The sequence below is a fragment of the uncultured Sulfitobacter sp. genome (assembly GCF_947497275.1).
Lineage (GTDB): Bacteria > Pseudomonadota > Alphaproteobacteria > Rhodobacterales > Rhodobacteraceae > Sulfitobacter.
The window spans coordinates 255,973-278,246 of record NZ_CANMFS010000001.1; the positions used below are offsets into that span (position 1 = coordinate 255,973).

A 22,274-nucleotide genomic window follows, 5' to 3' on the forward strand; every position below is an offset into this window, starting at 1 on the left:
ACAGTCGGAGATGCATAAATGTCCGCCTTTTACGAGTATTCTGCCCTCAAATTACCTGACGTGAACTCCATTTGTCGTATCCAGACGACCTTCGAAGACGTGTATGTGGTGGCGTTCCCGGCAAGGTGATTTGGCTCGACGCTGGACATGTCATCCGCTCGGCGGGTCTGATCCAGAACCGCGCCGGTCATCCGTGATGACGGTGAGATCCTCAGCGACAGATCGCCTCAAGAACTTCGACGGGCGCACGCTTGTGGCGTCGGAGGCGACCGACCTTGACACGTTTGAAGCCGGCTTTGTCGCCCGACAATGGGAAGTGATGCGGCTCGCGCGCGACCTGTTGGGCATGGTCGGACTGTTCAACACTGACCCTCCCAGCTGACCCGGCCGACTGGCACCTTAATCCAGAACGCCAACCTGTTCTCCGATCGGATCAGCACGGCCTCTAAAAAGCGGTTTGGAAGGCCAGGTCGAACGCGCCTCCAAAAAACCTGCACTTAACCTGAAAACTGAAAGCTAATCCAAAACCCTGCAGTAACGAGATAAATGAGAGTAGGCGCCGAAAAGCGTTACTTTCAACGCGCTCAGGGCAGCTATTGGAGTTGTGACGGATATAGTGGATGTTTCGCAGTAGAGGCAGGAGAAGGGTCACCCATGTTTTTTTCCCGGTCGCGTGGCAGAAAGGATTTCAGCCACAGACAAAAGCTGAAAAAGGTGGTCCTGCTTTTTCGACCAGTTTGCAGCGTTATCAAGGTGAATCAGGTTTTCAGTCACGCTGCTAATCTCATTGGTTCTGTTTTGCTGGCATGGTTATCAGGGGGTCAATATACCGTGCGTCGAATGGGGCCGATCAGAGTTGTAGCAGGTTAGCCATCTATTGATACCAGCTCGCATCCCTGAACCCGTCTCAAACGCGTTCAGATAGACGCTTTGTATTTCAGTGATCGCCAAATCCACTCATCATCCCATTGTCGCGCCAAGCGCCTTCACCATCCATGCTGATTTTGATTTTTGCATCGTCAGCACGATGATCCACACACACTACTGGTAAACTGGCTGCCTTGGACGCCCTGCTAAGTGTCAAGCCGCGACATGGGCCTGATTTATCTGTTTGTGGCGCCGTGAAATGATGTTGAAAACTTCTCGGGCTATGTATCGTTTCAGGCAGCGGATTGCCTCGAGTTTGGAATGACCATGGCCTACCCGGCGGGCGTGCAACATACTCTCGGATCTTCGGATCAATCCGCAACCTTCCGATCGCGATGGTGTGGAGCGCGCTGTTGACTCAGGATTGTGGCCTGCAATAGGCAACAACTGGGCCGCGCTGTTCAGGCCGACGCCGTTACGTGCAGCCCGCTCTTTGACTATTGCCTCGGTCATATCGGCAAGGTTCGCGACTTCATCATGCAGCTCGAGACAACGAAGTGCCAGCAATTTGAGCGCGAACTTGTAGGCTTCTGTTCACGATCCCAAGTTGAGCAACCCCCCGACATTTGGACACTGACGTAAGCTGCGGCTTGCTGTCTGCTGGTCTTCAATAAAACGGGAATCAGAGATGTCGAAACAGAGACAGCTTCATCCGGAGTCCAAGGCCAGGGTCGCGTTGGAAGCGTTGAAGGGTGAGCAGACAGTCAGCGAGCAGGCCGGTCGGTTCGGGGTGCATCTATTACCGGCAGCACATGCAGAGCATGTGAGAGGCGACAATGATTTATCAATGGAAATGAGCTTTGCTTGAAAATGCGCCAGGTGTGTTCGAGCGGGGCGGCCGAAAAGCCCCCCGAGATAAACGAGGAACAGGTCAAGGGCCTGCACGTCCAGCTGACCGGCACCACATGCTTGCATGTGTGAGAGGTAAGGCTGGGGAGCTGGCCGTCGTCAACGATCTTTTGGCCAGAAAGCTCAAACCCTGGGCCGGCAAGTGAGGCGCAAGATGATTGAGCCGAACCTGCCGGGCCTGTCTGTTGGAAAGCAGTGCGCCTTGGAGCACGAGGCGTTGTCGACACGTGAGCTGGCCACCAAATACGCCGATAAATGAAGTATTTTGCCTCTGAATCATCAGCTTACCGTATCCTGAAGGATGCTGATCTGATCACGGCCCCGGATTATGTTGTGATCAAGGCCGCTGATGAATTCACTGATAGAACCACAGCTATCACCGAGATGTGGCACCGACTTCACCTACTTCAAGATTACCGGCTGGGGGTGGTGTTATTTCGGCACGATTTTGGACGATTATAGCCGCTACATCGTTGCCTGGAAGTTCTGCACAAACATGCGTGCTGAGGGCGTGACCGACACCATCGAACTGGCTGTGGCTGCATCAGGATGCGAGACAGGCGGTCGTTCGGCACAAACCGCGTCTGCTGAGCGATAATGGGGCCTGCTACATCTCTGGCGATCTGGCCGAATGAAAAATCGAACGCTGGCATCAAGCCGTGAAGAACCGCATCCTGCTGGAAAACTACTTCCTGCCACGCGATCTAGAAGCCCAGGTCGAAGCCTTCGTCCATCATTACAACCACCAGCACTACCACCAGAACATCAGCAACGTCACACACGCCGATGTATCCTTCGGACGGGACGAGGCTGTCCGGTGCCGACTTCCACGAGCGTAACCGGACGGGCGGTCACTACTACTGGAATGCCGAAGTGTACGATCAATCCGAGAGTGATGCGTCTCGCTCTTTATTGACGCGATGGACGCGACGTTTGCCCAGAACAGGGGCCGGCGCGCATCGACATGGCAGATGACCTAGAGGCTTACGGCGAGGCGGTCGGGCGGTCGTTGGTCCGCATGTACGCAGCTCGCCAGATGCCGGATCGGACGAACGGGTGAGGTCGATGGACGCTGTTGTAGATAGGTGAATTGGAAGGGCAAAAACATTTGCTGCAAGACTCTCTGTAATTCGCTGCAAGATTCGATGTCACGCTACAATACTACAACTGTGACAGGATTGTATGGGAAACGATGGGACCGGGCGCGGGATCGTCCATGGCAAATCATGATGTGGACGCCCAGGCACCGGGAGGCGCCCGAATCTGTCCTCATGTGGCGGCCGATTCCCTCCCTGGCGTCGGCTTGGTTGCCGGATTTCCAGTTTTGTGGCGGAACAAACAACGAATACTCATTGTGGATAACTCTGTGTGTGAATATATTTGGGATTTCGTGGGACATTATGCTCGGTGAAATTCTTCACTACATATAGTCCATATCGTAGGAAACTCTACTATTTGAGCTAATTCTTGCCGATCTGACGCTACTAAATCTTGTTTCCGGCTCCTGTGCAGAACAAGATCATGTAGTGGATTGGCAAAATAAATGTAGACGCCCATGAATTCCCATGGCATCCCTAGTGCATCGGATGAGACGAGACACGGGGCACCAAACGACCCCACGCAACAATAAACTCTAGCAGGTTTCATACAGGCACCTCGCTTTCATCAGACCAGGAGATCCGGTGCGCGGGCGAGCAGACATCCCCCCAGGTGGCGCGCGCAGTCGGACTTACCCGCAAGGCGGGACGAGAGTGGCGGGTTGATCAGTGGCAGCAGATCAATCCGCCCTTTCTACATCCGGGGAACAGGTTCGCAAGGACGCAGGCAGGGACAGATACAGTGAGCCGACGGTTCAGAGGCGAAAGCCAGCACAAGGTCGATGCGAAGGGGCGGGTGTCTATCCCGGCCTCTTTTCGCCGTGTGCTGGAGGCCAACGACCCCAACTGGCAGAACGGTGGCACACCCGAGCTCGTGATCGTCTACGGCGATCACCGCCGCAACTACCTTGAGTGCTATACCATGGCCGCGATCGACGAGGTCGACGACAAGATCGACGCCCTGCCGCGCGGCTCGATGGAGCGCAAGATGCTGCAACGCCTGTTTCATGGCCAGTCGCACCCGACGACTGTCGATGAAACCGGACGTCTGGTCCTGCCCGCCAAGCTGCGCAACAAGATCGACCTCGAAGGCGAGGCCTTCTTCATGTCCGCGGGCGACACTTTCCAGATCTGGAAGCCGGAAACTTACGAGACCGAAGAGAAGGCCCGCGAGGAAGAGTGGCTGGAGCAACTACCCGAAGACTTCGATCCGCTGGAATTCCTCGACAGGCAACCGGAGGTATAAGGGTCATGGCTGCCACCGAGACCTCCGATCCACATATCCCGGTTCTGCTGCGCCCCCTGTTGGCCGCAGTCGCACCTGTGGCTGGCACCTGGCTCGACGGCACGTTTGGTGCGGGCGGCTATACGCGCGGCTTGCTCGAGGCGGGCGCGGAACGGGTGATCGCCGTGGACCGTGACCCGATGGCGCACCAGATGGCGGCACCCTGGGCCGGTGATTACGGCGACCGGATCGTCATGCAGCAGGGCGTTTTCTCTAAAATGGATACCTACGCCACGGATCTCGACGGCATCGTGCTCGATCTGGGGGTGTCCTCGATGCAACTCGATCTGGCGGAGCGGGGGTTTTCGTTCATGCGCGATGGGCCACTCGACATGCGCATGTCGCAAGACGGCCCGTCGGCGGCGGATCTGGTCAATGAAGCCGGGGAAGAGGAAATCGCCAACATCCTCTTTCTCTATGGCGAAGAACGCGCCAGCCGCCGCATCGCCAAGGCGATCGTGCGTGCGCGTGCCGAGGCGCCCATCACCCGCACGCTCGAACTGGCGGGGCTGGTCGAAAGCTGTCTTCCGCGATCAAAACCCGGCCAGAGCCATCCGGCAACACGCAGCTTTCAGGCTCTGCGCATCGCTGTGAATGACGAGTACGGCGAACTGTTCGAGGGACTGATGGCGGCGGAACGCGCGCTCAGGCCCGGCGGCAAGCTGGCTGTCGTTACGTTTCACTCGGTTGAGGACCGCATGGTCAAACGGTTCCTGACGGCGCGGGCAGGGGCGGGCGGCAATGCCAACCGCTTTGCGCCGCAGATCGAACAGGACGCGCCGCAATTCGAAATAAAATCACGCAAGGCCATCGGCCCCGACGCGCAAGAGCTTGCCGAAAATCCGCGCGCGCGCTCCGCCAAACTGCGGATCGCTGTACGCACCGATGCGCCTGCTGGCACCATCGAGGGCAAGGCGATCGGGATGCCGATGTTGAGGGGGAAGAAGAAATGAAATCTGTGCTTTACGTGCTGACGGCGCTTGGTGTGATCGGTCTTGCCTTCTGGGCCTACCGCGAAAATTACGCGACGCAGGCCGCGCTGAGCCAGACCGATAGGCTGCACAGCGAAATCCGCACGGCACACGCGCGTTTGGCGGTGCTGCGCGCGGAATGGGCGTTCCAGAACCGGCCCGACCGCCTGCGCGATCTGGCCCAGATCAATTTCGACCGGTTGCAGCTGTTGCCGTTGCATCCCGACCAGTTCGGGCAGGTCGATGAGATTGCCTATCCGCAACCTGATTTGCTGCCAATCACGAACCCTGTCGATGTCTCGACGATGAACGCGGAGGATCCGCTATGATCCGCACGCCGCTGCGCCCGCTGGCGCGCATCCTCGACGCCCGCGCCAAGGGCGAGAACCCCGACGCCATCGAGAACGAGAACCGCCGCATCCGCCACGAGCAGATGCGCGACCGCGACCGCAACCGCGCCGAGGGGCGCCTGTTGGTTTTGGGCGTGTTCTTCTTCTGTGCGTTCGCCGTGGTCGGTGCGCGCATGGGCCTTTTGGCAGTGTCTGAACCGATGGAGCCGCGCGCACAGGCGCCGGGCTCGATCATCTCCAACACCCGTGCCGACATCGTGGACCGCAACGGCAGCATTCTGGCGACGAATTTCGACACCCACGCGCTTTATGCCCAGCCGCCGCATCTGATCGACCCCGAAGGGGCGGTGGGCAAGCTGGTTGAAATTTTCCCCGCTCTGGATGCCGAGCGGTTGATCAAGGATTTTACCGGCAAGCGCAAATTCCTGTGGGTGAAGAAGAAAATCAGCGCCGAGCAGATGCAGGCGGTGCATGACATCGGCGATCCGGGGCTGTTGTTCGCACCGCGCGACATGCGTCTGTACCCCAACGGTGAGTTGGCCGCGCATATCATGGGCGGCGCGAGTTTTGGCCGTGAAGGCGTGCGGGCGGCAGAGGTGATCGGCGTCGCGGGCGTGGAGAAGTATTTCGACGACTATCTCAGCGATCCCGCGAACGCGGGCAAGCCGCTTGAGCTGAGCCTTGATCTGTCGGTGCAAGCGGCGTCCGAGCGGGTGCTGAACGGCGGCATGAAGCTGATGAACGCCAAGGGTGCCACGTCCATCTTGATGGACGTGCACACCGGCGAGGTAATCAGCGTGACGTCGCTGCCGGCATTCAACCCCAACAACCGGCCACGTCCGGCGGTACAGGGCGATCCCTCGGACAGCCCTCTGTTCAACCGCTCGGTGCAAGGGGTGTACGAGCTTGGCTCGACCTTCAAGATCTTTGCGGCGGCGCAGGCGATGGAGTTGGGTCTGGTCAATGCGAACACGATGATCGATACCGCCGGTCCGATGAAGGTCGGTGGGCACAGGATCGGCGAGTTCCGCAACAAGAACTACGGTACCCTGAGCGTGTCACAGATCATCGAGAAATCCTCGAACCGTGGCACAGGACGGCTTGCCCTGATGATCGGCAAGGAACGCCAGCAGGAGTTTTTGCGCAGTCTTGGACTTTTCGACAAGACCCCTTTCGAGATTGTCGAAGCGTCGGGTGGCAAGCCGTTGCTGCCGTCTAAGTATACCGACCTGTCAGCGGTGACCATCTCCTACGGCCACGGTTTGTCGACGACCGCCATGCATCTTGCGGCGGCCTATGCGGCGATCGCCAACGGGGGCCGTGTGGTAAAACCCACACTGGTAAAGCAAAGCGGCCCGCAGATGGGCGCGCGGGTGATGCGCGAGGACGTCGCCGCGGCGGCCCGCGCGATGCTGCGGGATGTCGTTGTCGGAGATGACGGCACGGCGAGCTTTGCCGAGGTGCCGGGGTATTTCATCGCGGGCAAGACCGGAACGGCGGACAAGCCTAACCCGCGCGGCGGCGGCTACTACAAGGACAAGACCATCACCACCTTCGCCTCGATGTTCCCCGCGCACGACCCGCGCTATGTGCTCGTGGTCACGCTGGATGAGCCGGTGGAGACATCTTCGGACAAACCGCGCCGCACGGCAGGCTGGACCGCCGTGCCGATCGCGGCGGAAATGGTACGCCGTGTCGCGCCGCTTTTGGGGATGCGTCCGGCCATTGAACCCGCTCCGCTCGCTGGTATAACGCTCACCAGCAGCAACTAGATCAAGAGCAACTCCATGACCGTTCAGGCCAAACCGCTTTCCTCGCTCGGCCTGACCGCGCGGGGCGGCAAAACCGCCCAAGTGACTGGCATCGCCGTGGACAGCACGGCGGTCAAGGACGGGTTCCTGTTTGCCGCGATGCCGGGATCGCGGGTGCATGGCGGTGAGTTCATACAATATGCGCTCAGACAAGGCGCGGCCGCGGTGCTGACCGATGCCGAGGGCGCACGAATTGCGGCGGACGTCATCGCCGAGGTCGATGTTGCCCTGATCATCAGCGATGCGCCGCGCGAGGCGCTGGCGCGGGCGGCGGCCTTGTGGTCGGGCGCACAGCCCCAAACGATGGTCGCGGTGACGGGTACCAACGGGAAAACCTCCGTTTCGACCTTCGTGCGCCAGATCTGGATCGAAATGGGGATCGCCGCCGTCAATCTCGGGACCACCGGCGTTGAAGGCGCATGGGCCGCTCCCCTGGCACACACAACGCCCGAGCCGATCACTTTGCACCGTACGCTCGCGGACGCGGCGGCGGCGGGCATCACCCATGCCGCGATGGAGGCGTCCTCGCACGGGCTGGACCAGCGCCGGTTGGACGGTGTGACGCTGACGGCGGCAGGTTTCACCAACTTCTCGCAGGACCATCTGGATTATCACCACACGTTCGAGGCGTATTTCGACGCGAAGGCGGGGCTGTTCTCTCGGGTGTTGCCTGACGACGGGACCGCTGTGATCAACATAGACGACCCCAAGGGCGTGGACATGGCCGCAATCGCCAGCGCGCGTGGCTGCGACGTGATCACCGTGGGGCGCGACGGAGGCGATCTGCATCTGACGGCGCAGCGGTTCGACAGCACAGGACAGGACCTGCGATTTGTCTGGCGCGGCAAAAGCTATCAAAAGCGGCTGGACCTCATCGGTGGATTTCAGGCGGAGAATGTCTTGCTGGCTGCCGGTCTCGTGATCGCCTGTGGTGGCGATCCTGCGGAGGTGTTCGACACGCTGCCACACCTGACGACGGTGCGCGGCCGAATGCAGCTTGCGGCGACACGCGACAATGGTGCGGCGGTGTTCGTCGATTACGCGCACACTCCCGATGCGGTGGCAACGGCGCTTGCCGCGATGCGCCCGCATGTGATGGGACGTCTGGTCGCCATCATCGGCGCGGGCGGGGACCGCGACACCGCTAAGCGCCCGATGATGGGCGCGGCGGCAGCGGCGCAGGCCGATGTGGTGTTCGTCACCGACGACAACCCGCGTAGCGAAGACCCGGCCGCGATCCGCGCCGCGGTACTGGCGGGCGCGCCGGAGGCGACCGAGGTGGGCGACCGCGCCGAGGCGATCCTGCGCGGCGTCGATGTGTTGGAGCCTGGCGATGCGTTGCTGATCGCGGGCAAGGGGCACGAAACAGGGCAGACCGTCGGCGACGACGTATTGCCGTTCGATGATGTGGAGCAGGCCAGCGTTGCCGTGGCCGCTCTGGACGGGAGGCTGGCATGAGCTTGTGGACAGCAGCAGAGGCAGCGGCGGCCACGGGTGGCCGTGCGGTCGGAGAGTGGTCCTGCGACGGCGTGTCGATCGACACACGCACCCTTGCACCCGGTGATCTGTTCGTGGCCTTGCACGCCGCACGCGACGGGCATGAATTCGTCGCGCAGGCGCTGGGAAAAGGGGCTGGCGCGGCCCTTGTTTCGCACGTCCCCGACGGTGTGGCTGCGGATGCGCCGCTGCTTGTTGTCGAGGACGTGCTTGAAGGGCTGCAGCGGTTAGGCGCTGCGGCGCGCGCGCGCACTCAGGCCAAGGTGATCGCGATCACCGGATCGGTAGGCAAGACATCGACCAAGGAAATGCTGCTGACGATGCTGGCGGATCAGGGGCGCACGCATGCGTCCGTCGACAGCTACAACAATCACTGGGGGGTGCCGCTGACGCTCGCGCGGATGCCTGCCGACACCGAATTCGCGATCATCGAGATCGGCATGAACCATCCCGGTGAAATCGCGCCACTGAGCGCGCTGACAAGACCACATGCGGCGCTGATCACTACAGTCGCGCCGGCACATCTCGAAGCGTTCGACGACATCACCGGCATCGCCATCGAAAAGGCGAGCGTTTTTGACAGCCTGCCGATTGGCGGTGCGGCTGTGTATAACGCCGATCTCGAGACGTCGGCCATACTCGCGGCCAAGACAATCGACAAGCGGCTCAATGGCATCGCCTTCGGCGTGCACGGCTTTGACTACAGGCTGAAGGACGTCAGCATTCAGGGCGATGCCACGGTTGTACAAGCCGAAACCGATGAAACGCCGCTTTTGTTCAAGCTGTCGACGCCGGGGCGGCATTTTGCGATGAACGGTCTGGGCGCGTTGGCGGTGGTTGCCGCCGTCGGCGGCGACATCGCGCGCGCGATCATCGCTTTGGGGCGCTGGGCACCCTACAAGGGGCGCGGTGTGCGCGAGACGATACAGCTCGACGAAGTCGAGACGTCGATACAGCTTGATCTTATCGACGACAGCTATAACGCCAATCCCACATCGATGGCGGCATCGCTGGAGGTGTTGGCCGCAGCGCAGGTCATCGACGGTGTTGGCCGGATCGGCAAGGGCCGCCGGATCGCGATTCTCGGCGATATGAAAGAGCTGGGCCCGGATGCGGTCGCCCTGCACGCCGGGCTTGCGCATCTGGAGGCAACGCAAAAGCTGGATGTCGTCCATTGCGTCGGACCGCTGATGCGATCGCTCCACGACCTGCTGCCCGAACAGCAACGTGGTAAGTGCTATGAGACCGCAGAAGAGATGATCGATGACCTTGGCCAGAAGCTCGACGCGGGTGACGTCGTGCTCGTTAAAGGCTCTCTGAGCATGAAGCTCGGGCAGATCGTTGACGCCATCCGCAAAATGGGCCATCCGGTTGCGCAGACGTAAAATTCCCTGACAAGGGGGATGCAGTGGGGGGCCTGCCCACGTACTTGGTAAGGACGACCTATGCTCTACTGGCTGACGCTGCTCTCCGATGGTGGTGATTTCTTTAATCTTTTTCGCTACATCACCTTTCGGGCAGGCGGTGCGTTCCTGACGGCGCTGGTCTTCGGGTTTCTGTTCGGCAAGCCACTCATCGACGTGCTGCGGCGTCGCCAGGGCAAGGGACAGCCGATCCGCGACGATGGACCGGAGGGACATTTTGCCAAGGCAGGCACACCGACGATGGGCGGCCTTCTTATCGTTGGGGCATTGCTGACGTCGACGCTGCTTTGGGCGCGGCTCGACAATCCCTTCGTCTGGATCGTGCTTTTTGTTACGATGAGCTATGCCGCCATTGGGTTCGCGGACGATTATGCGAAGGTAAGCAAACAGACGGTCACCGGGGTGTCGGGCAAGGTCCGGCTGCTGCTGGGGTTCGCAATCTCCGGCATTGCCGGGTTCTGGGCGGCGCAATACCACCCTGAGGCGCTTCAATACCAGTTGGCGCTGCCGGTCTTCAAGGACACGCTGATCAACCTTGGCGTGCTGTTTGTACCGTTTTCTATTATTGTCATTGTCGGATCTGCGAATGCGGTCAATCTGACGGATGGCCTCGACGGGCTTGCCATCATGCCGGTGATGATTGCCGCCGGCACATTGGGCGTGATTGCATATGCTGTAGGCCGCGTCGACTTCACCGACTATCTCGACGTGCATTATGTGCCCGGTACCGGTGAGATCCTGATCTTCACCGCCGGATTGTTTGGCGGCGGGCTAGGGTTTCTGTGGTACAACGCTCCGCCGGCGGCGGTGTTCATGGGCGACACCGGCAGCCTTGCGCTGGGCGGTGCGTTGGGGGCCATCGCGGTTGCGACGAAGCACGAGTTGGTACTGGCGGTCGTGGGCGGTCTGTTCGTGGCCGAAGCACTGAGCGTGATCGTTCAGGTGATCTATTTCAAACGCACCGGCAAGCGGGTGTTCCTGATGGCCCCGATCCACCACCACTACGAAAAGAAGGGCTGGGCCGAGCCGCAAATCGTGATCCGATTCTGGATCATCTCGCTGATTCTTGCGCTGATTGGTCTGGCGACGCTGAAGGTCCGTTAGGCGCCGCGCTCAGAACACCGACCAGCCCATGATGCGCGCCAGCCGTGCCATCGCTTCGGTGCCCTTGAGCGAGTTGCCATAGCGGTTCAACCCCGGGGACCAGACCGCAACGCTGGCCACGCCCGGAACGACGGCCAGGATGCCGCCGCCGACGCCCGATTTTGCGGGGATGCCGACGCGGTAGGCGAAATCGCCCGACCCGTCGTAGTGACCGCAGGTCATCATGAGCGCATTAAGACGGCGAATCCGCTGCGTCAGAATCATGCGGGGCAGTTGCGGGCTGTCAATCAGGAAGCGGCCCGCCATGGCAAGCTGCTTGACCGACATCTCTATCGCGCAGTGGTGAAAATAGGTGCCAAGGGTCTTTTCGGGAGAGTTGTTCAGATTGCCTGTGGATGCGAGGAAATGCGCAAGCGCGTAATTGCGGTGTCCGTGGACGTTCTCGGACGTGGCGACCGTCTCGTTGATGTGGATGTTGTCATCGCTGGCCGCCGTGCGCACGAATTGCATGATTTCGCCCAGTGTTTCGCGCGGCTCACAACCGGTGAGGACCTGATCGGTGACCACGATGGCACCGGCGTTGATGAACGGATTGCGGGGACGACCGCCTTCGGCCTCAAGCTGCACGATCGAGTTGAAGGCGCGTCCGGAGGGCTCGCGTCCAACGCGCTTCCACAGGTGATCGCCCGCCCGGCCCAGCGCAATGGCCAGAGTGAAGACCTTGGTGATGGATTGCACCGAAAAAGCCGTGTCGGCGTCTCCCGCCGCGTGCAATGCGCCGTCTGCGGTCGCGACGGCGATGCCGAATTGCGCGGGGTCAATCCGGCCCAGTTCGGGAATATAGGCCGCAACCGCGCCCCAGTCAGGATCTTCGCGCATGTCTGCGTTGAGTTGATGCAGAATTTCTGGCAAGGGAGCGGACATGGGGCCTCTGACGTCAGGGGTCATTTGAATTCAGCCCTCGCTAGCAGGAGATGCGCGATGATACCAGTTCAGGGACTGTCGGGCGCGCGCGTCGCCGTTTTAGGTCTCGGTCGGTCGGGTCTGTCGGCGGCGCGCGCATTGCGGGCGGGCGGTGCCACGCCGGTATGCTGGGATGACAATCCGACTGCGCGCGAGGCCGCGGAGGCCGAAGGGTTCGACTGTGCGCCGCTCCTGCGCGAGGGAGCCTTTGACGATATCGCGCGCCTGATCGTCAGCCCCGGCATCCCGCATCTCTATCCGACGCCCAACCCCGTCGTTGCCGCAGCACTCGAGGCGGGTGTGCCGGTGGATAATGACATCGGCCTGTTCTTCCAGAGCTTCGCCACCGATGAATGGCAAACCTTCGACGTCGCCCCGCGCATCATTGCGGTCACCGGATCGAACGGCAAATCCACGACCTGCGCGTTGATCCACCACATCCTCGAACATGTGGGACGCAACTCTCAGCTTGCGGGCAATATCGGGCGCGGCGTTCTGGACATCGAACCGGCGCCTTCGGGTGGGGTCGTAGTGCTGGAACTGTCGAGCTATCAAACGGATCTGGCCCGCAACCTCACCCCCGACGTTGCGGTGTTCACCAATCTCAGCCCCGACCATCTGGACCGGCACGCGGGCATGGGGGGATATTTCGCGGCCAAACGACGCCTGTTCGCCGAAGGCGGACCGGACCGGGCCGTCATCGGAGTTGATGAAGCCGAGGGCGCGTATCTGGCTGGGCAACTTGCTGAAGGCCGCGCCGATGATCGGGTGATCCGGGTGAGCGTGGCGCGCAAGCTTTCCGGGCCGGGCTGGCAAGTTCATGCGCGCAAGGGGTTTCTAAGCGAAATGCGCAACGGTAAACAGGTCGCTTCGATTGATTTGCGCGGTGTTATGGGCTTGCCCGGTGCACATAACCACCAAAACGCGTGTTGCGCCTACGCCGCGTGCCGTGCAATCGGCATCGCGCCGCGTGTGATCGAACAGGCTTTTCACAGTTTCACCGGCTTGCCGCACCGCAGCCAGACCGTTGCCGAAGCGGGCGGCGTGCGGTTCGTGAACGACAGCAAGGCCACCAATGTAGATTCCGCCGCCAAGGCACTGGCCGCGTTCCGAAATATCAGGTGGATTTGTGGCGGGCTTGAAAAAGAAGGCGGGTTGTCCGGACTTGAAGACGCGTCCGCCTCGGTCCGAAAGGCCTATGTGATCGGGCGGGATGCGGCTGCCTTTGCGCTGCAACTGAACGTCGAGGCCGAGGTATGCACCACGATGGCACAGGCGGTTGCGCGCGCGACTGCCGACGCCGAGGAAGGGGATGTCGTTCTACTTGCGCCCGCCGCTGCCAGTTTTGACCAATACGATAGCTTCGAGCGGCGAGGCGACGATTTCATCGCCTGCGTGAAGAGCGTGCTGGATACGTACGATCAATAATGGCGATTGCTGGCCCCGCATCGACGCGCGCGGCTCCGTTTTCCGGCAATCGTGTGTGGGTGCAATGCTGCGATCCGAGCGTCAGCGTCTGGATGCGCGTATGCGCTTCAGGCGCATGAAGGGATCCCCTTGGCTCAGTTATTTATCGCTTCTGCCGCAGCCATCGCGGACGACCATGCCCATTGAAAGTTATAACCTCCGAGCCATCCGGTGACATCAACGGCCTCACCGATGAAGTACAGATCTGAATGCTCCTTGCTCGCCATCGTTTTCGATGACAGGGCATCGGTATCGACCCCGCCCAGCGTTACCTCGGCGGTGCGGTAGCCTTCGGTACCGGAGGGGTGCAGTTCCCAGCATTGCAAATCCGCTACGAGGGCGTCGAGCCTGCGATCTGACCAATCCGCGAGGTTGCCCGAAAGATCGAAGACCCCGGCCAGATTATCGACCAACCGCGCGGGCAGGTGGCGTGCAAGCTCGGTCGTGAAATTGCGCCGGCCTCCCGCGCTGCGCTGTGTCCGGAGTGCGTGCAGCATTTGGTCGGGCACCAGATCCACCCGGATCGGCTCTCCTTCGTGCCAGTAGGAAGACGCCTGCAGGATCGCCGGACCGGACAGGCCACGATGGGTGAACAACAGGGCTTCGTCGAATGTCGTCCCACCGGCGGAGACCCGCGCCGGAGTGGCTGTTCCGGAGATCGCGGAAAACCGGCCTTCGGCGAAGGTGAAAGGCACCAGCCCGGGGCGTGTGGGCACCACCGGCAGCCCGAATTGGCGCGCGATGTCATATGCAAACCCGGTCGCGCCCATCTTGGGAATGGATTTGCCGCCGGTCGCAATGACAAGATTACGCGCTGTGACCGCATGTGTGCGATCCGGTGTGTGCAGGTCAAACCGGTAGCCGCTACCGCATTTATTGATCCCGTCGATGCTGCTTTGCAGCCGCAGATCGACGCCCCGTTCCGTCATCATGCCGCGCAGCATCGCCACGATGTCCCTGGCGCTGCCGTCGCAAAAAAGCTGGCCGAGCGTTTTCTCGTGCCACGCGATGCCATGCGCACCGACGAGGGCGATAAAATCCCACTGGGTATAGCGCGCCAAAGCCGACTTGGCGAAGTGCGGGTTGGTGCAGATGAAGGCCTCAGGCGTGCAGTACATGTTGGTAAAATTGCACCGACCACCGCCCGAAATGCGGATCTTCTCCCCCGGCGCTTTGGCATGATCCACGATCAGCGTGCGGCCCCCGAGATGCGCTGCGCACATCATGCCGGCGGCCCCTGCACCGATGATTGCCGTGTCAAAATCCATCGACACGGCGTGCCCGATGATTGCAGCAGGGTCAAGCGTTTGTGAGGACTGTTGTGCCGCCGTCCGCGCAGGCCTAGCTGTATGCAAACAGAATGGAAAAGGAGATAAACATGTCTTACCTCACTGCAGGACAGAGCTTTCCGAAAACAGACGTCGCCCTGTTGGGCGGCGGTACGCTGACTCTCGGTACGCCGCGCGACGGGCACGATTGGCAACTGGTCGTGGTCTACCGCGGTCTGCACTGCCCGATCTGCAAGAAATACCTCAAGGCGCTGAAGCCGCTGGAAGAGAAATTCAACGAAATCGGCGTCGATGTGGTGACGGTGTCCGCCGACCCACAGGAAAAGGCGCAGGCCTTTGCCGATGAAACGGAATTGAGCCTTGCTGTCGGATACGACCTGAGCCTTGCGCAAATGGACACACTTGGGGTGTATGTATCCGATCCACGCAGCCCAAAAGAAACCGACCGGCCCTTTGCCGAACCTGCGGTATTCGTCATCAACGGCGAGGGGAACGTGCAGATCCTCGATATCTCGAACGCGCCGTTCGCGCGGCCAGATCTGGAAAGCCTGCTCGACGGTGTGAAGTTCGTGCGCGACAACGACTATCCCGTACGCGGCACGCACAAGGATTGAAGGCAAGAGACGGGCGAAAAGATGCTGCAGGGCGGGAGGCAATCCTTCCTGCCCCACAGATCGGACCGGCCCATAGTGTGGCAATGGCCGGTCAGTCCGCGAGAGTGTCGCCGTAAACTTCTCGCTCTATTCCAGCCCAGACGGGATTGCAGGCATAGATCAGGCGGATCTCGTTCTTGGTAAACCAGAACCGAGGATTCTTGACGTACCCAAGCTTCGTTTCATTGCTGCGCCCACGGAACAACGCTTCACTTTCCTGAATGCCGAATGCGTCCTGAAGATCCTTGTGAAGACGTTCGACCCGGATCCATCGGCTGACATCTTTTGAGAATTTCGACATCACCGTGTCGGCGGATACGATCCGCGCTTGCATGCCGTCGGATTTCGCAGAAGTTATTACTTTGAAGCGCCCTTGGATGATCTGTTCTCTGGCGATTTCGGAGGGCTTGCCGTGCCGCTGTATTTCGAAGTGGATGCGGCTCAAGAGCCATGCAGGCAGCCTGCGGATATTTGCGAATACCAATTTATTGGTCCGAACGATTTTCTGATTGTGCTGTCGACGTTCGCTCAGCGATTGATGCCAGATCGGATTGGTCTTATCGTCAAGATTATCAAACTGAACATCCGGGCGATCCTTGAAGGTCGTTTTTAGAATTTGTTCCGTGGTCGTCCCTCCTGCTTTCGGGAAATGAAGCCAAATCCAATCGTCTGATATTACCATGATATTACTCGTTCTTTGGGTACGGGGCGGAAGATTTCACACTTCATACGGGAACGCAATATTCGTGCCGCCGGGTCAACTCGGCTTCCGAACCCACTAGCCCCTTGGGCGAATTCGAGTTATACTCGCAAACAGACCTCTGCAAAGGAGGCGTAACAGGCAGTGTAAGGCGTACCCCATGACAGAGATGGTCTATGGTGCGGTCCCGGTCAGGGATGGCGAACCGATTCTTCCCAAATGGTGGAGAACGCTTGATATATGGGCGTTATCCTGCATTCTGATGCTATTCGGTGTTGGAATTCTGCTGGGCCTTGCGGCCTCACCGCCGCTGGCCGCGAAAAACGGATTCGAACCGTTCCACTATGTACAGCGTCAGGCGGTGTTCGGCGGACTCGCGATGATCGCGATGTTGTTGACTTCGATGATGACACCAACGGTGGTGCGGCGTCTTGCAGTGGTCGGCTTCATCGTCTCGTTCGTCGCGCTAATATTCCTGCCGTTTTTCGGCACCGATTTCGGCAAGGGCGCGATGCGCTGGTACAGCCTTGGCTTTGCATCCGTGCAACCGTCCGAGTTCCTCAAACCCGGTTTCGTGGTGATTGCGGCGTGGATGATGGCGGCGAGCCTTGAGATCAACGGACCGCCGGGCAAGGCGTGGTCGTTCGGTCTGTGTCTCACCATCGTCCTGATGCTGGCGCTCCAGCCCGATTTCGGTCAAGCCTGTCTGGTGCTGTTTGGCTGGGGTGTGATGTATTTCGTTGCCGGCGCGCCGATGGTGCTGTTGGTCGGCATGGCGGGCATGGTTGTGCTTGCAGGGACCGTGGCCTATTCCAATTCGGAACATTTCGCGCGCCGCATCGACGGCTTTCTCAGTGTCGAGGTCGATCCCACCACGCAGCTTGGCTATGCCACGAACGCAATCCGCGAAGGCGGTCTGTTTGGGGTTGGAGTCGGCGAGGGCGAGGTGAAATGGTCGCTTCCCGATGCGCATACCGATTTCATCATCGCCGTTGCGGCAGAGGAGTACGGGCTGGTGTTGGTGCTGTGCATCATCGCGCTCTACACATCAATCGTGGTGCGGTCGCTGTTACGGCTGGTGCGCGAACGTGATCCTTTCATCCGGCTCGCGGGCACCGGCCTTGCCTGTATGTTCGGCGTTCAGGCGATGATCAATATGGGCGTTGCCGTCCGGTTGCTGCCGGCCAAGGGCATGACGTTGCCCTTCGTCAGCTACGGCGGCTCATCCGTGATCGCGTCAGGCATCGCGCTTGGCATGTTGCTGGCGTTCACCCGCACCCGTCCACAAGGCGAGATCAGCGCGATGCTGTCGCGGGGGCGCGGGTCGTGAGCAAGGCACCGCTTCTCATCATTGCGGCGGGCGGCACCGGTGGACACATGTTCCCCGCGCAAGCGCTGGCCGAGGTGATGCTGACGCGGGGCTGGCGGGTCAAACTGTCGACGGATGCGCGCGGCGCGCGCTATACGGGCGGCTTTCCCGATGCGGTCGAGATCGAAGAGATTTCAAGCGCCACCTTCGCGCGCGGGGGTGTGTTGGCAAAGCTGCTGGTGCCGTTTCGGTTACTGAGCGGCGTACTGCGCGCGGGCTTTCGCATGCTCAAGGAACGCCCCGATGCTGTGGTGGGTTTTGGCGGATACCCGTCGATCCCGGCACTGGCGGCGGCATGGGTGCTACGCGTCCCGCGGATGATCCACGAACAGAACGGCGTTCTGGGTCGCGTGAACGAGGTGTTCGCCAAGCGCGTCGGCATTGTGGCCTGCGGCACTTGGCCCACGACACTGCCCGAGGGTGTCGATGGCTATCACGTTGGCAATCCGGTACGCGCGGCCGTTCTGGAACGCGCGGGATCGGGCTATATCGCGCCGGGCGACTATCCGATGGAGCTTTTGGTGATGGGGGGCTCGCAGGGGGCGCGCATCCTCAGCGATGTCGTGCCGCCCGCCATCGCTGCCCTGCCGATGGATATGCTGCGCAACATCCGCGTCAGCCACCAGGCCCGCGACGAAGATGCCGAACGCGTCTCCGAATACTACGCGCAAAGCGGCGTAACCGCTGATGTGCAACCGTTTTTCCACGACGTGCCACGCCGGATGTCCGAGGCGCAGCTTGTCATCAGCCGCGCAGGCGCTTCGACGATTGCGGATCTGACAGTGATCGGACGCCCCTCGATCCTCATTCCCTACGCGGCGGCGGCAGGCGATCATCAGGTCGCGAATGCGCACGGGCTGGTCGAATCGGAAGCGGCGATCATGATCCGTGAGGACGTGGCGAACCCGGACAATCTGACGCAGTACATCGAAATGATCCTTGGCAACGGGGCTGCGGCCCTGCAAATGGCGCAAAGCGCCCAAGGATTGGGAAAGCCGGAGGCGGCCGAGACGCTGGCCGATATGGTGGAAGAGATTACAAAGAAGGAAGGTGCCGCATGAACGCCGCAACCAAATTGCCCATGGATGTGGGCCCCATCCATTTCGTCGGCATCGGCGGTATCGGGATGTCCGGCATCGCCGAGGTGTTGTTGAACCACGGCTACCAGGTGCAGGGCTCCGACCTCAAGACGACGCCGATCACAGACCGTCTGCGCAAGCTGGGGGCAAAGATATTCGACGGCCAGCGTGCCGAGAACATCGGTGCCGCACAGGTGGTGGTGATTTCGTCGGCGATCAAACCGGGCAATCCCGAGTTGGACGCAGCGCGCCTGAATGGTCTGCCCATCGTGCGCCGCGCCGAGATGTTGGCGGAACTGATGCGGTTGAAATCGAACATCGCCATCGCCGGTACCCACGGCAAGACCACGACCACGACGATGGTTGCGGCCTTGCTGGATGGCGGCGGATTCGATCCTACGGTCGTGAACGGCGGCATCATCCACGCCTATGGCTCCAACGCGCGCAAGGGCGAGGGCGAATGGATGGTCGTCGAGGCCGACGAGAGCGACGGCACCTTCAACCGGCTGCCCGCCACCATCGCCATCGTCACCAATATCGACCCCGAGCATATGGATCACTGGGGCAGCATCGAGAACCTGCGCCGTGGTTTTCTGGAATTCACCTCGAACATCCCTTTTTACGGTGTCGCGGTCTGCTGCATCGACCACCCGGAGGTGCAAAACCTGGTGGGCAAGATTACCGACCGCCGCGTCATCACCTATGGCTTCAACGCGCAGGCGGATGTGCGGGCCGTCGGGCTGCACTACAAGAACGGCGTCGCGCATTTCGACGTGCATCTACAGGCCGAGGATATCGTGATCAAGGATTGCGAGCTGCCGATGCCGGGCGATCACAACGTGTCGAACGCCCTGTCGGCGGTCGCGGTGGCGCGGCATCTGGGCATGAAGGTCGATGAGATCCGCACAGCGCTCAAGGCGTTCGGCGGCGTCAACCGCCGCTTCACCCGCGTGGGTGAGGTCGACGGGGTGACGATCATCGACGACTACGGACATCACCCGGTCGAAATTTCCGCCGTTCTCAAGGCCGCGCGACAGGCCACGTCCGGTCGCGTGATCGCGGTACATCAGCCGCACAGATATTCACGTCTGCATCACCATTTCGATGAATTTTGCGCCTGTTTCAATGACTGTGACGTGGTCGGCATCGCACCGGTGTACGGCGCGGGCGAGGACCCGATCGCAGGCGCCGACCGCGACACGCTGGTAGCGGGCCTCATCCAGCATGGCCACCGCCACGCCCGTCGCATCGACGGCCCCGAGGATCTGGCAAGACTGGTGATCGAACAGGCGCGGCCCGGTGATATGGTGGTGTGTCTTGGCGCGGGGACCATCAGCGGCTGGGCCAATGGCTTGCCGGACGCGCTGCGCGCGCTCAAGGGGCAGGCGGCATGACGGTTGCGCTGTTTTCGATGCTCGCGGGGCTGGTGGCGGGCATGTCGCGACAGGTCCTGGCAAAGCTGATCTTGCTGGCATGGTTCATGATCTACGCGGCCATACTGGGACCAATGCTGATGATGCCCGGCGCCAAAGGGGCGTTCGGTGACAGCGCCACCGTCGGGATGATCGCCCTGCCCGCTGCCCTGGGGGCAGGATGGCTCGTCGGTCTGTGGTTTTCGAAATTGTGGGGGCAGCGCGTCTCATGACATTGATCTGGCTTTGCATCTTGTGGGTATTCGCCTCCGTGGCCGTGGCGATGCTGCCCATCCGGCGGCAGTATGTGCCCGGTGTTGCACTGCTTGTCGCCGCACCGATCCTGATCGGGGTACTCGGTTATCAATACGGCTGGATTTACGCGCTTCTTGCGTTGGCGGCCTTTATTTCAATGTTCCGCAATCCGCTGCGCTATATCGCGGCGCGGTTGCGGGGGGAACGGCCGGAGATCCCTGAATGAGCCTCTCTCTCATCCTTGCCTGCGTCTGGGCGCTGGTCGCCAATGTGCTGGCCATGACACCAAGCCGCGATTACCACTGGCGCAACGCCTATATCCTGATCGCGGTCGGTATTCCCATCGTTGGCTACGTCGTCACGCAGCACGGACCTTGGGTCGGGTTGCTGGTCCTCGCAGGCGGCTGTTCCGTGCTGCGCTGGCCGGTCATCTATCTGGGGCGCTGGGTACGCGACCGAAGCCGCCGCGGCGGCGCGGCGGCGGAATAGACGGATGTTGGTTCCCGTCCTTGTCGTCATTCTCGCGCTGTGGATGCTTGGTTGCGGCTACGCAGGGTATACGCGCCGCTTTGGCCTTTTTTTTGCTGTTGCCGCTCTCGGTATCGGGCTCAATACGCTGTGGATGATGATCGGGCTCGACGCGCGCCCGTTTTCGCCTCCCGCATTGATGGCCCATGCGGCGGCGGTGCTGTATGCGCTGTGCGCGCTTGCGACGGGCTGGCTGGCGGGACGTCTCGCGCGCAGTTGGCGTAACAGCAGGGTGGACGCGGAATGACAGAGATGCCCGAGGTGCGCGGCAAGCTGACCCCGCACCGTGCCTTGTCAGAGCTGACATGGTTGCGCGTCGGAGGGCCTGCGGATTATCTTTTCCAACCCGCCGATGCAGAGGATCTGCAAGGGTTTCTGCGCGCGCTGCCAGGCACTATTCAGGTGTTCGCGATGGGCGTCGGGTCCAATCTCATCGTGCGGGACGGCGGGTTGCGCGCGGTGGTGATCCGGCTCGGTCGCGGATTCAATGGTATCGACATCGACGGCGGAACCATCACGGCCGGTGCCGCGGCGCTGGATGCGCATGTGGCGCGCAAGGCCGCCGATGCGGGCCTTGACCTTGCGTTTTTGCGTACCATTCCGGGCAGCATCGGTGGCGCGGTGCGGATGAACGCAGGGTGCTATGGCACCTACACCGCCGATCACTTTGTCAGCGCGCAGGCGGTTACGCGCGGCGGCGATCTGGTCACACTCGGTGCGCGGGATCTGGCATTCGGCTACCGGCACAGCACGCTCGCAGAGGGCGCGGTGCTCGTGAGTGCGACGTTCGCGCCGCCGAAAGGTGTGCCCGAGGCGCTGCACGACCGCATGGCCGAGCAACTGAGCAAGCGTGACGCGACGCAACCTACAAAGGACCGCAGCGCCGGCTCCACGTTCCGCAACCCTGCGGGCTACAGCTCGACGGGTCGCGGCGACGATGTGCACGATCTCAAGGCATGGAAGCTGATCGAGGATGCGGGGATGAAAGGCGCGGTGCGCGGCGGCGCGCAGATGTCGCCCAAGCACGCCAACTTTTTGATCAACACCGGCTCCGCCACCGCCGCCGACCTGATCGGACTGGGCGAAGATGTGCGAAAAAAGGTTTACGATTCCAGCGGTATCACGCTAGAGTGGGAGATACTGCGGATCGGTGAAGATTAGAGCCCTCCCCAGACTGGCAAAAACCGTGCAAAGCGGGTTCAGAAAATAAACCAAGGGCCGCAAACGGTCCGGGACATTGAAGG

General features: G+C 61.1%; 22 protein-coding genes and 3 pseudogenes. 20 read left to right on the forward strand and 5 right to left on the reverse strand.

Annotated features, from left to right (window positions below):
- Positions 1 to 196 precede the first annotated feature (196 nt).
- Positions 197 to 382 (forward strand): hypothetical protein, encoded by a 186-nt coding sequence (locus Q1A06_RS01190; protein ID WP_299557821.1) that lies wholly within the window; start codon positions 197 to 199, stop codon positions 380 to 382.
- Between the two features lie 455 nt (positions 383 to 837).
- Here the strand turns inward: Q1A06_RS01190 and Q1A06_RS01195 are convergent.
- Both Q1A06_RS01195 and Q1A06_RS01200 read right to left on the reverse strand, forming a co-directional pair.
- Positions 838 to 1,015 (reverse strand): annotated as a pseudogene (locus Q1A06_RS01195) (integrase core domain-containing protein); the annotation flags it as partial.
- A gap of 65 nt (positions 1,016 to 1,080) precedes the next feature.
- Positions 1,081 to 1,455: pseudogene (locus Q1A06_RS01200) on the reverse strand (IS110 family transposase); the annotation flags it as partial.
- Between the two features lie 100 nt (positions 1,456 to 1,555).
- Here Q1A06_RS01200 and Q1A06_RS01205 point away from each other — a divergent pair.
- From Q1A06_RS01205 to mraY, 9 genes and pseudogenes are all read left to right on the forward strand, one after another.
- Positions 1,556 to 1,735 carry a hypothetical protein gene (locus tag Q1A06_RS01205; RefSeq protein ID WP_299557823.1) on the forward strand — a complete coding sequence of 60 codons (180 nt, stop codon included), beginning with the start codon at positions 1,556 to 1,558 and terminating at the stop codon, positions 1,733 to 1,735.
- Positions 1,736 to 1,975: 240 nt separating this feature from the next.
- Positions 1,976 to 2,591, forward strand: a pseudogene (locus tag Q1A06_RS01210) (DDE-type integrase/transposase/recombinase); the annotation flags it as partial.
- A gap of 1,024 nt (positions 2,592 to 3,615) precedes the next feature.
- Positions 3,616 to 4,119, forward strand: coding sequence for a division/cell wall cluster transcriptional repressor MraZ (mraZ, locus tag Q1A06_RS01215; RefSeq protein ID WP_299557825.1), 504 nt, complete (start codon positions 3,616 to 3,618; stop codon positions 4,117 to 4,119).
- 5 nt (positions 4,120 to 4,124) lie between these two features.
- Positions 4,125 to 5,111: a 16S rRNA (cytosine(1402)-N(4))-methyltransferase RsmH gene (gene rsmH, locus Q1A06_RS01220; RefSeq protein ID WP_299557827.1), complete on the forward strand. Its 987-nt coding sequence runs from the start codon at positions 4,125 to 4,127 to the stop codon at positions 5,109 to 5,111.
- The gene (locus tag Q1A06_RS01225) at positions 5,108 to 5,458 is read left to right on the forward strand and encodes a cell division protein FtsL (RefSeq protein WP_299557828.1); all 351 of its coding nucleotides are present in this window, start codon (positions 5,108 to 5,110) and stop codon (positions 5,456 to 5,458) included. Before rsmH ends, Q1A06_RS01225 begins: the two co-directional genes overlap by 4 nt.
- The gene (locus tag Q1A06_RS01230) at positions 5,455 to 7,251 is read left to right on the forward strand and encodes a penicillin-binding protein 2 (protein ID WP_299557829.1); all 1,797 of its coding nucleotides are present in this window, start codon (positions 5,455 to 5,457) and stop codon (positions 7,249 to 7,251) included. The genes Q1A06_RS01225 and Q1A06_RS01230 overlap by 4 nt, the downstream gene beginning before the upstream one ends.
- 15 nt (positions 7,252 to 7,266) lie before the next feature.
- Positions 7,267 to 8,748 carry a UDP-N-acetylmuramoyl-L-alanyl-D-glutamate--2,6-diaminopimelate ligase gene (locus Q1A06_RS01235; RefSeq protein ID WP_299557830.1) on the forward strand — a complete coding sequence of 494 codons (1,482 nt, stop codon included), beginning with the start codon at positions 7,267 to 7,269 and terminating at the stop codon, positions 8,746 to 8,748.
- The gene (gene murF / locus Q1A06_RS01240; RefSeq protein ID WP_299557832.1) at positions 8,745 to 10,172 is read left to right on the forward strand and encodes a UDP-N-acetylmuramoyl-tripeptide--D-alanyl-D-alanine ligase; all 1,428 of its coding nucleotides are present in this window, start codon (positions 8,745 to 8,747) and stop codon (positions 10,170 to 10,172) included. Before Q1A06_RS01235 ends, murF begins: the two co-directional genes overlap by 4 nt.
- Before the next feature lie 60 nt (positions 10,173 to 10,232).
- Entirely contained in the window at positions 10,233 to 11,315 is a 1,083-nt protein-coding gene (gene mraY / locus Q1A06_RS01245; RefSeq protein ID WP_299557834.1) for a phospho-N-acetylmuramoyl-pentapeptide-transferase, read from the forward strand.
- Between the two features lie 9 nt (positions 11,316 to 11,324).
- Here the strand turns inward: mraY and Q1A06_RS01250 are convergent, their stop codons facing one another.
- Complete coding sequence (locus Q1A06_RS01250) at positions 11,325 to 12,239, reverse strand: glutaminase (RefSeq protein ID WP_299557836.1); 915 nt, start codon at positions 12,237 to 12,239, stop codon at positions 11,325 to 11,327.
- A gap of 57 nt (positions 12,240 to 12,296) precedes the next feature.
- Between Q1A06_RS01250 and murD the strand changes: the two genes are divergently transcribed.
- Positions 12,297 to 13,706 carry a UDP-N-acetylmuramoyl-L-alanine--D-glutamate ligase gene (gene murD / locus Q1A06_RS01255; RefSeq protein ID WP_299557838.1) on the forward strand — a complete coding sequence of 470 codons (1,410 nt, stop codon included), beginning with the start codon at positions 12,297 to 12,299 and terminating at the stop codon, positions 13,704 to 13,706.
- A gap of 134 nt (positions 13,707 to 13,840) precedes the next feature.
- Here murD and Q1A06_RS01260 read toward each other — a convergent pair whose 3' ends face one another.
- The gene (locus Q1A06_RS01260) at positions 13,841 to 15,013 is read right to left on the reverse strand and encodes an NAD(P)/FAD-dependent oxidoreductase (RefSeq protein ID WP_299557840.1); all 1,173 of its coding nucleotides are present in this window, start codon (positions 15,011 to 15,013) and stop codon (positions 13,841 to 13,843) included.
- 110 nt (positions 15,014 to 15,123) lie between these two features.
- Between Q1A06_RS01260 and Q1A06_RS01265 the strand changes: the two genes are divergently transcribed.
- Positions 15,124 to 15,648: a redoxin domain-containing protein gene (locus Q1A06_RS01265; RefSeq protein ID WP_299557842.1), complete on the forward strand. Its 525-nt coding sequence runs from the start codon at positions 15,124 to 15,126 to the stop codon at positions 15,646 to 15,648.
- 91 nt (positions 15,649 to 15,739) lie between these two features.
- On the opposite strand, the gene Q1A06_RS01270 is transcribed toward Q1A06_RS01265, so the two are convergent.
- Positions 15,740 to 16,369, reverse strand: coding sequence for a hypothetical protein (locus Q1A06_RS01270; protein WP_299557844.1), 630 nt, complete (start codon positions 16,367 to 16,369; stop codon positions 15,740 to 15,742).
- Between the two features lie 178 nt (positions 16,370 to 16,547).
- Here Q1A06_RS01270 and Q1A06_RS01275 point away from each other — a divergent pair, with 178 nt between their 5' ends.
- From Q1A06_RS01275 to murB, 8 genes are read left to right on the forward strand one after another with little or no spacing between them, the layout of a single operon-like run.
- Positions 16,548 to 17,717: a putative peptidoglycan glycosyltransferase FtsW gene (locus Q1A06_RS01275; protein ID WP_299557846.1), complete on the forward strand. Its 1,170-nt coding sequence runs from the start codon at positions 16,548 to 16,550 to the stop codon at positions 17,715 to 17,717.
- Positions 17,714 to 18,817, forward strand: a complete 1,104-nt coding sequence (gene murG, locus Q1A06_RS01280) for an undecaprenyldiphospho-muramoylpentapeptide beta-N-acetylglucosaminyltransferase (protein WP_299557848.1) — start codon at positions 17,714 to 17,716, stop codon at positions 18,815 to 18,817. Before Q1A06_RS01275 ends, murG begins: the two co-directional genes overlap by 4 nt.
- Positions 18,814 to 20,229 carry a UDP-N-acetylmuramate--L-alanine ligase gene (gene murC / locus Q1A06_RS01285; protein ID WP_299557849.1) on the forward strand — a complete coding sequence of 472 codons (1,416 nt, stop codon included), beginning with the start codon at positions 18,814 to 18,816 and terminating at the stop codon, positions 20,227 to 20,229. The genes murG and murC overlap by 4 nt, the downstream gene beginning before the upstream one ends.
- Positions 20,226 to 20,480, forward strand: coding sequence for a hypothetical protein (locus tag Q1A06_RS01290; RefSeq protein ID WP_299557851.1), 255 nt, complete (start codon positions 20,226 to 20,228; stop codon positions 20,478 to 20,480). Before murC ends, Q1A06_RS01290 begins: the two co-directional genes overlap by 4 nt.
- Complete coding sequence (locus tag Q1A06_RS01295) at positions 20,477 to 20,728, forward strand: DUF2484 family protein (RefSeq protein ID WP_299557853.1); 252 nt, start codon at positions 20,477 to 20,479, stop codon at positions 20,726 to 20,728. The genes Q1A06_RS01290 and Q1A06_RS01295 overlap by 4 nt, the downstream gene beginning before the upstream one ends.
- Positions 20,725 to 20,991, forward strand: coding sequence for a DUF2484 family protein (locus tag Q1A06_RS01300; protein ID WP_299557855.1), 267 nt, complete (start codon positions 20,725 to 20,727; stop codon positions 20,989 to 20,991). The genes Q1A06_RS01295 and Q1A06_RS01300 overlap by 4 nt, the downstream gene beginning before the upstream one ends.
- 4 nt (positions 20,992 to 20,995) lie before the next feature.
- A complete protein-coding gene (locus tag Q1A06_RS01305) occupies positions 20,996 to 21,277 on the forward strand; it encodes a hypothetical protein (protein ID WP_299557857.1) in 282 nt (93 codons plus the stop codon).
- Entirely contained in the window at positions 21,274 to 22,191 is a 918-nt protein-coding gene (gene murB, locus Q1A06_RS01310; protein ID WP_299557859.1) for a UDP-N-acetylmuramate dehydrogenase, read from the forward strand. The genes Q1A06_RS01305 and murB overlap by 4 nt, the downstream gene beginning before the upstream one ends.
- Positions 22,192 to 22,274 lie beyond the last annotated feature (83 nt).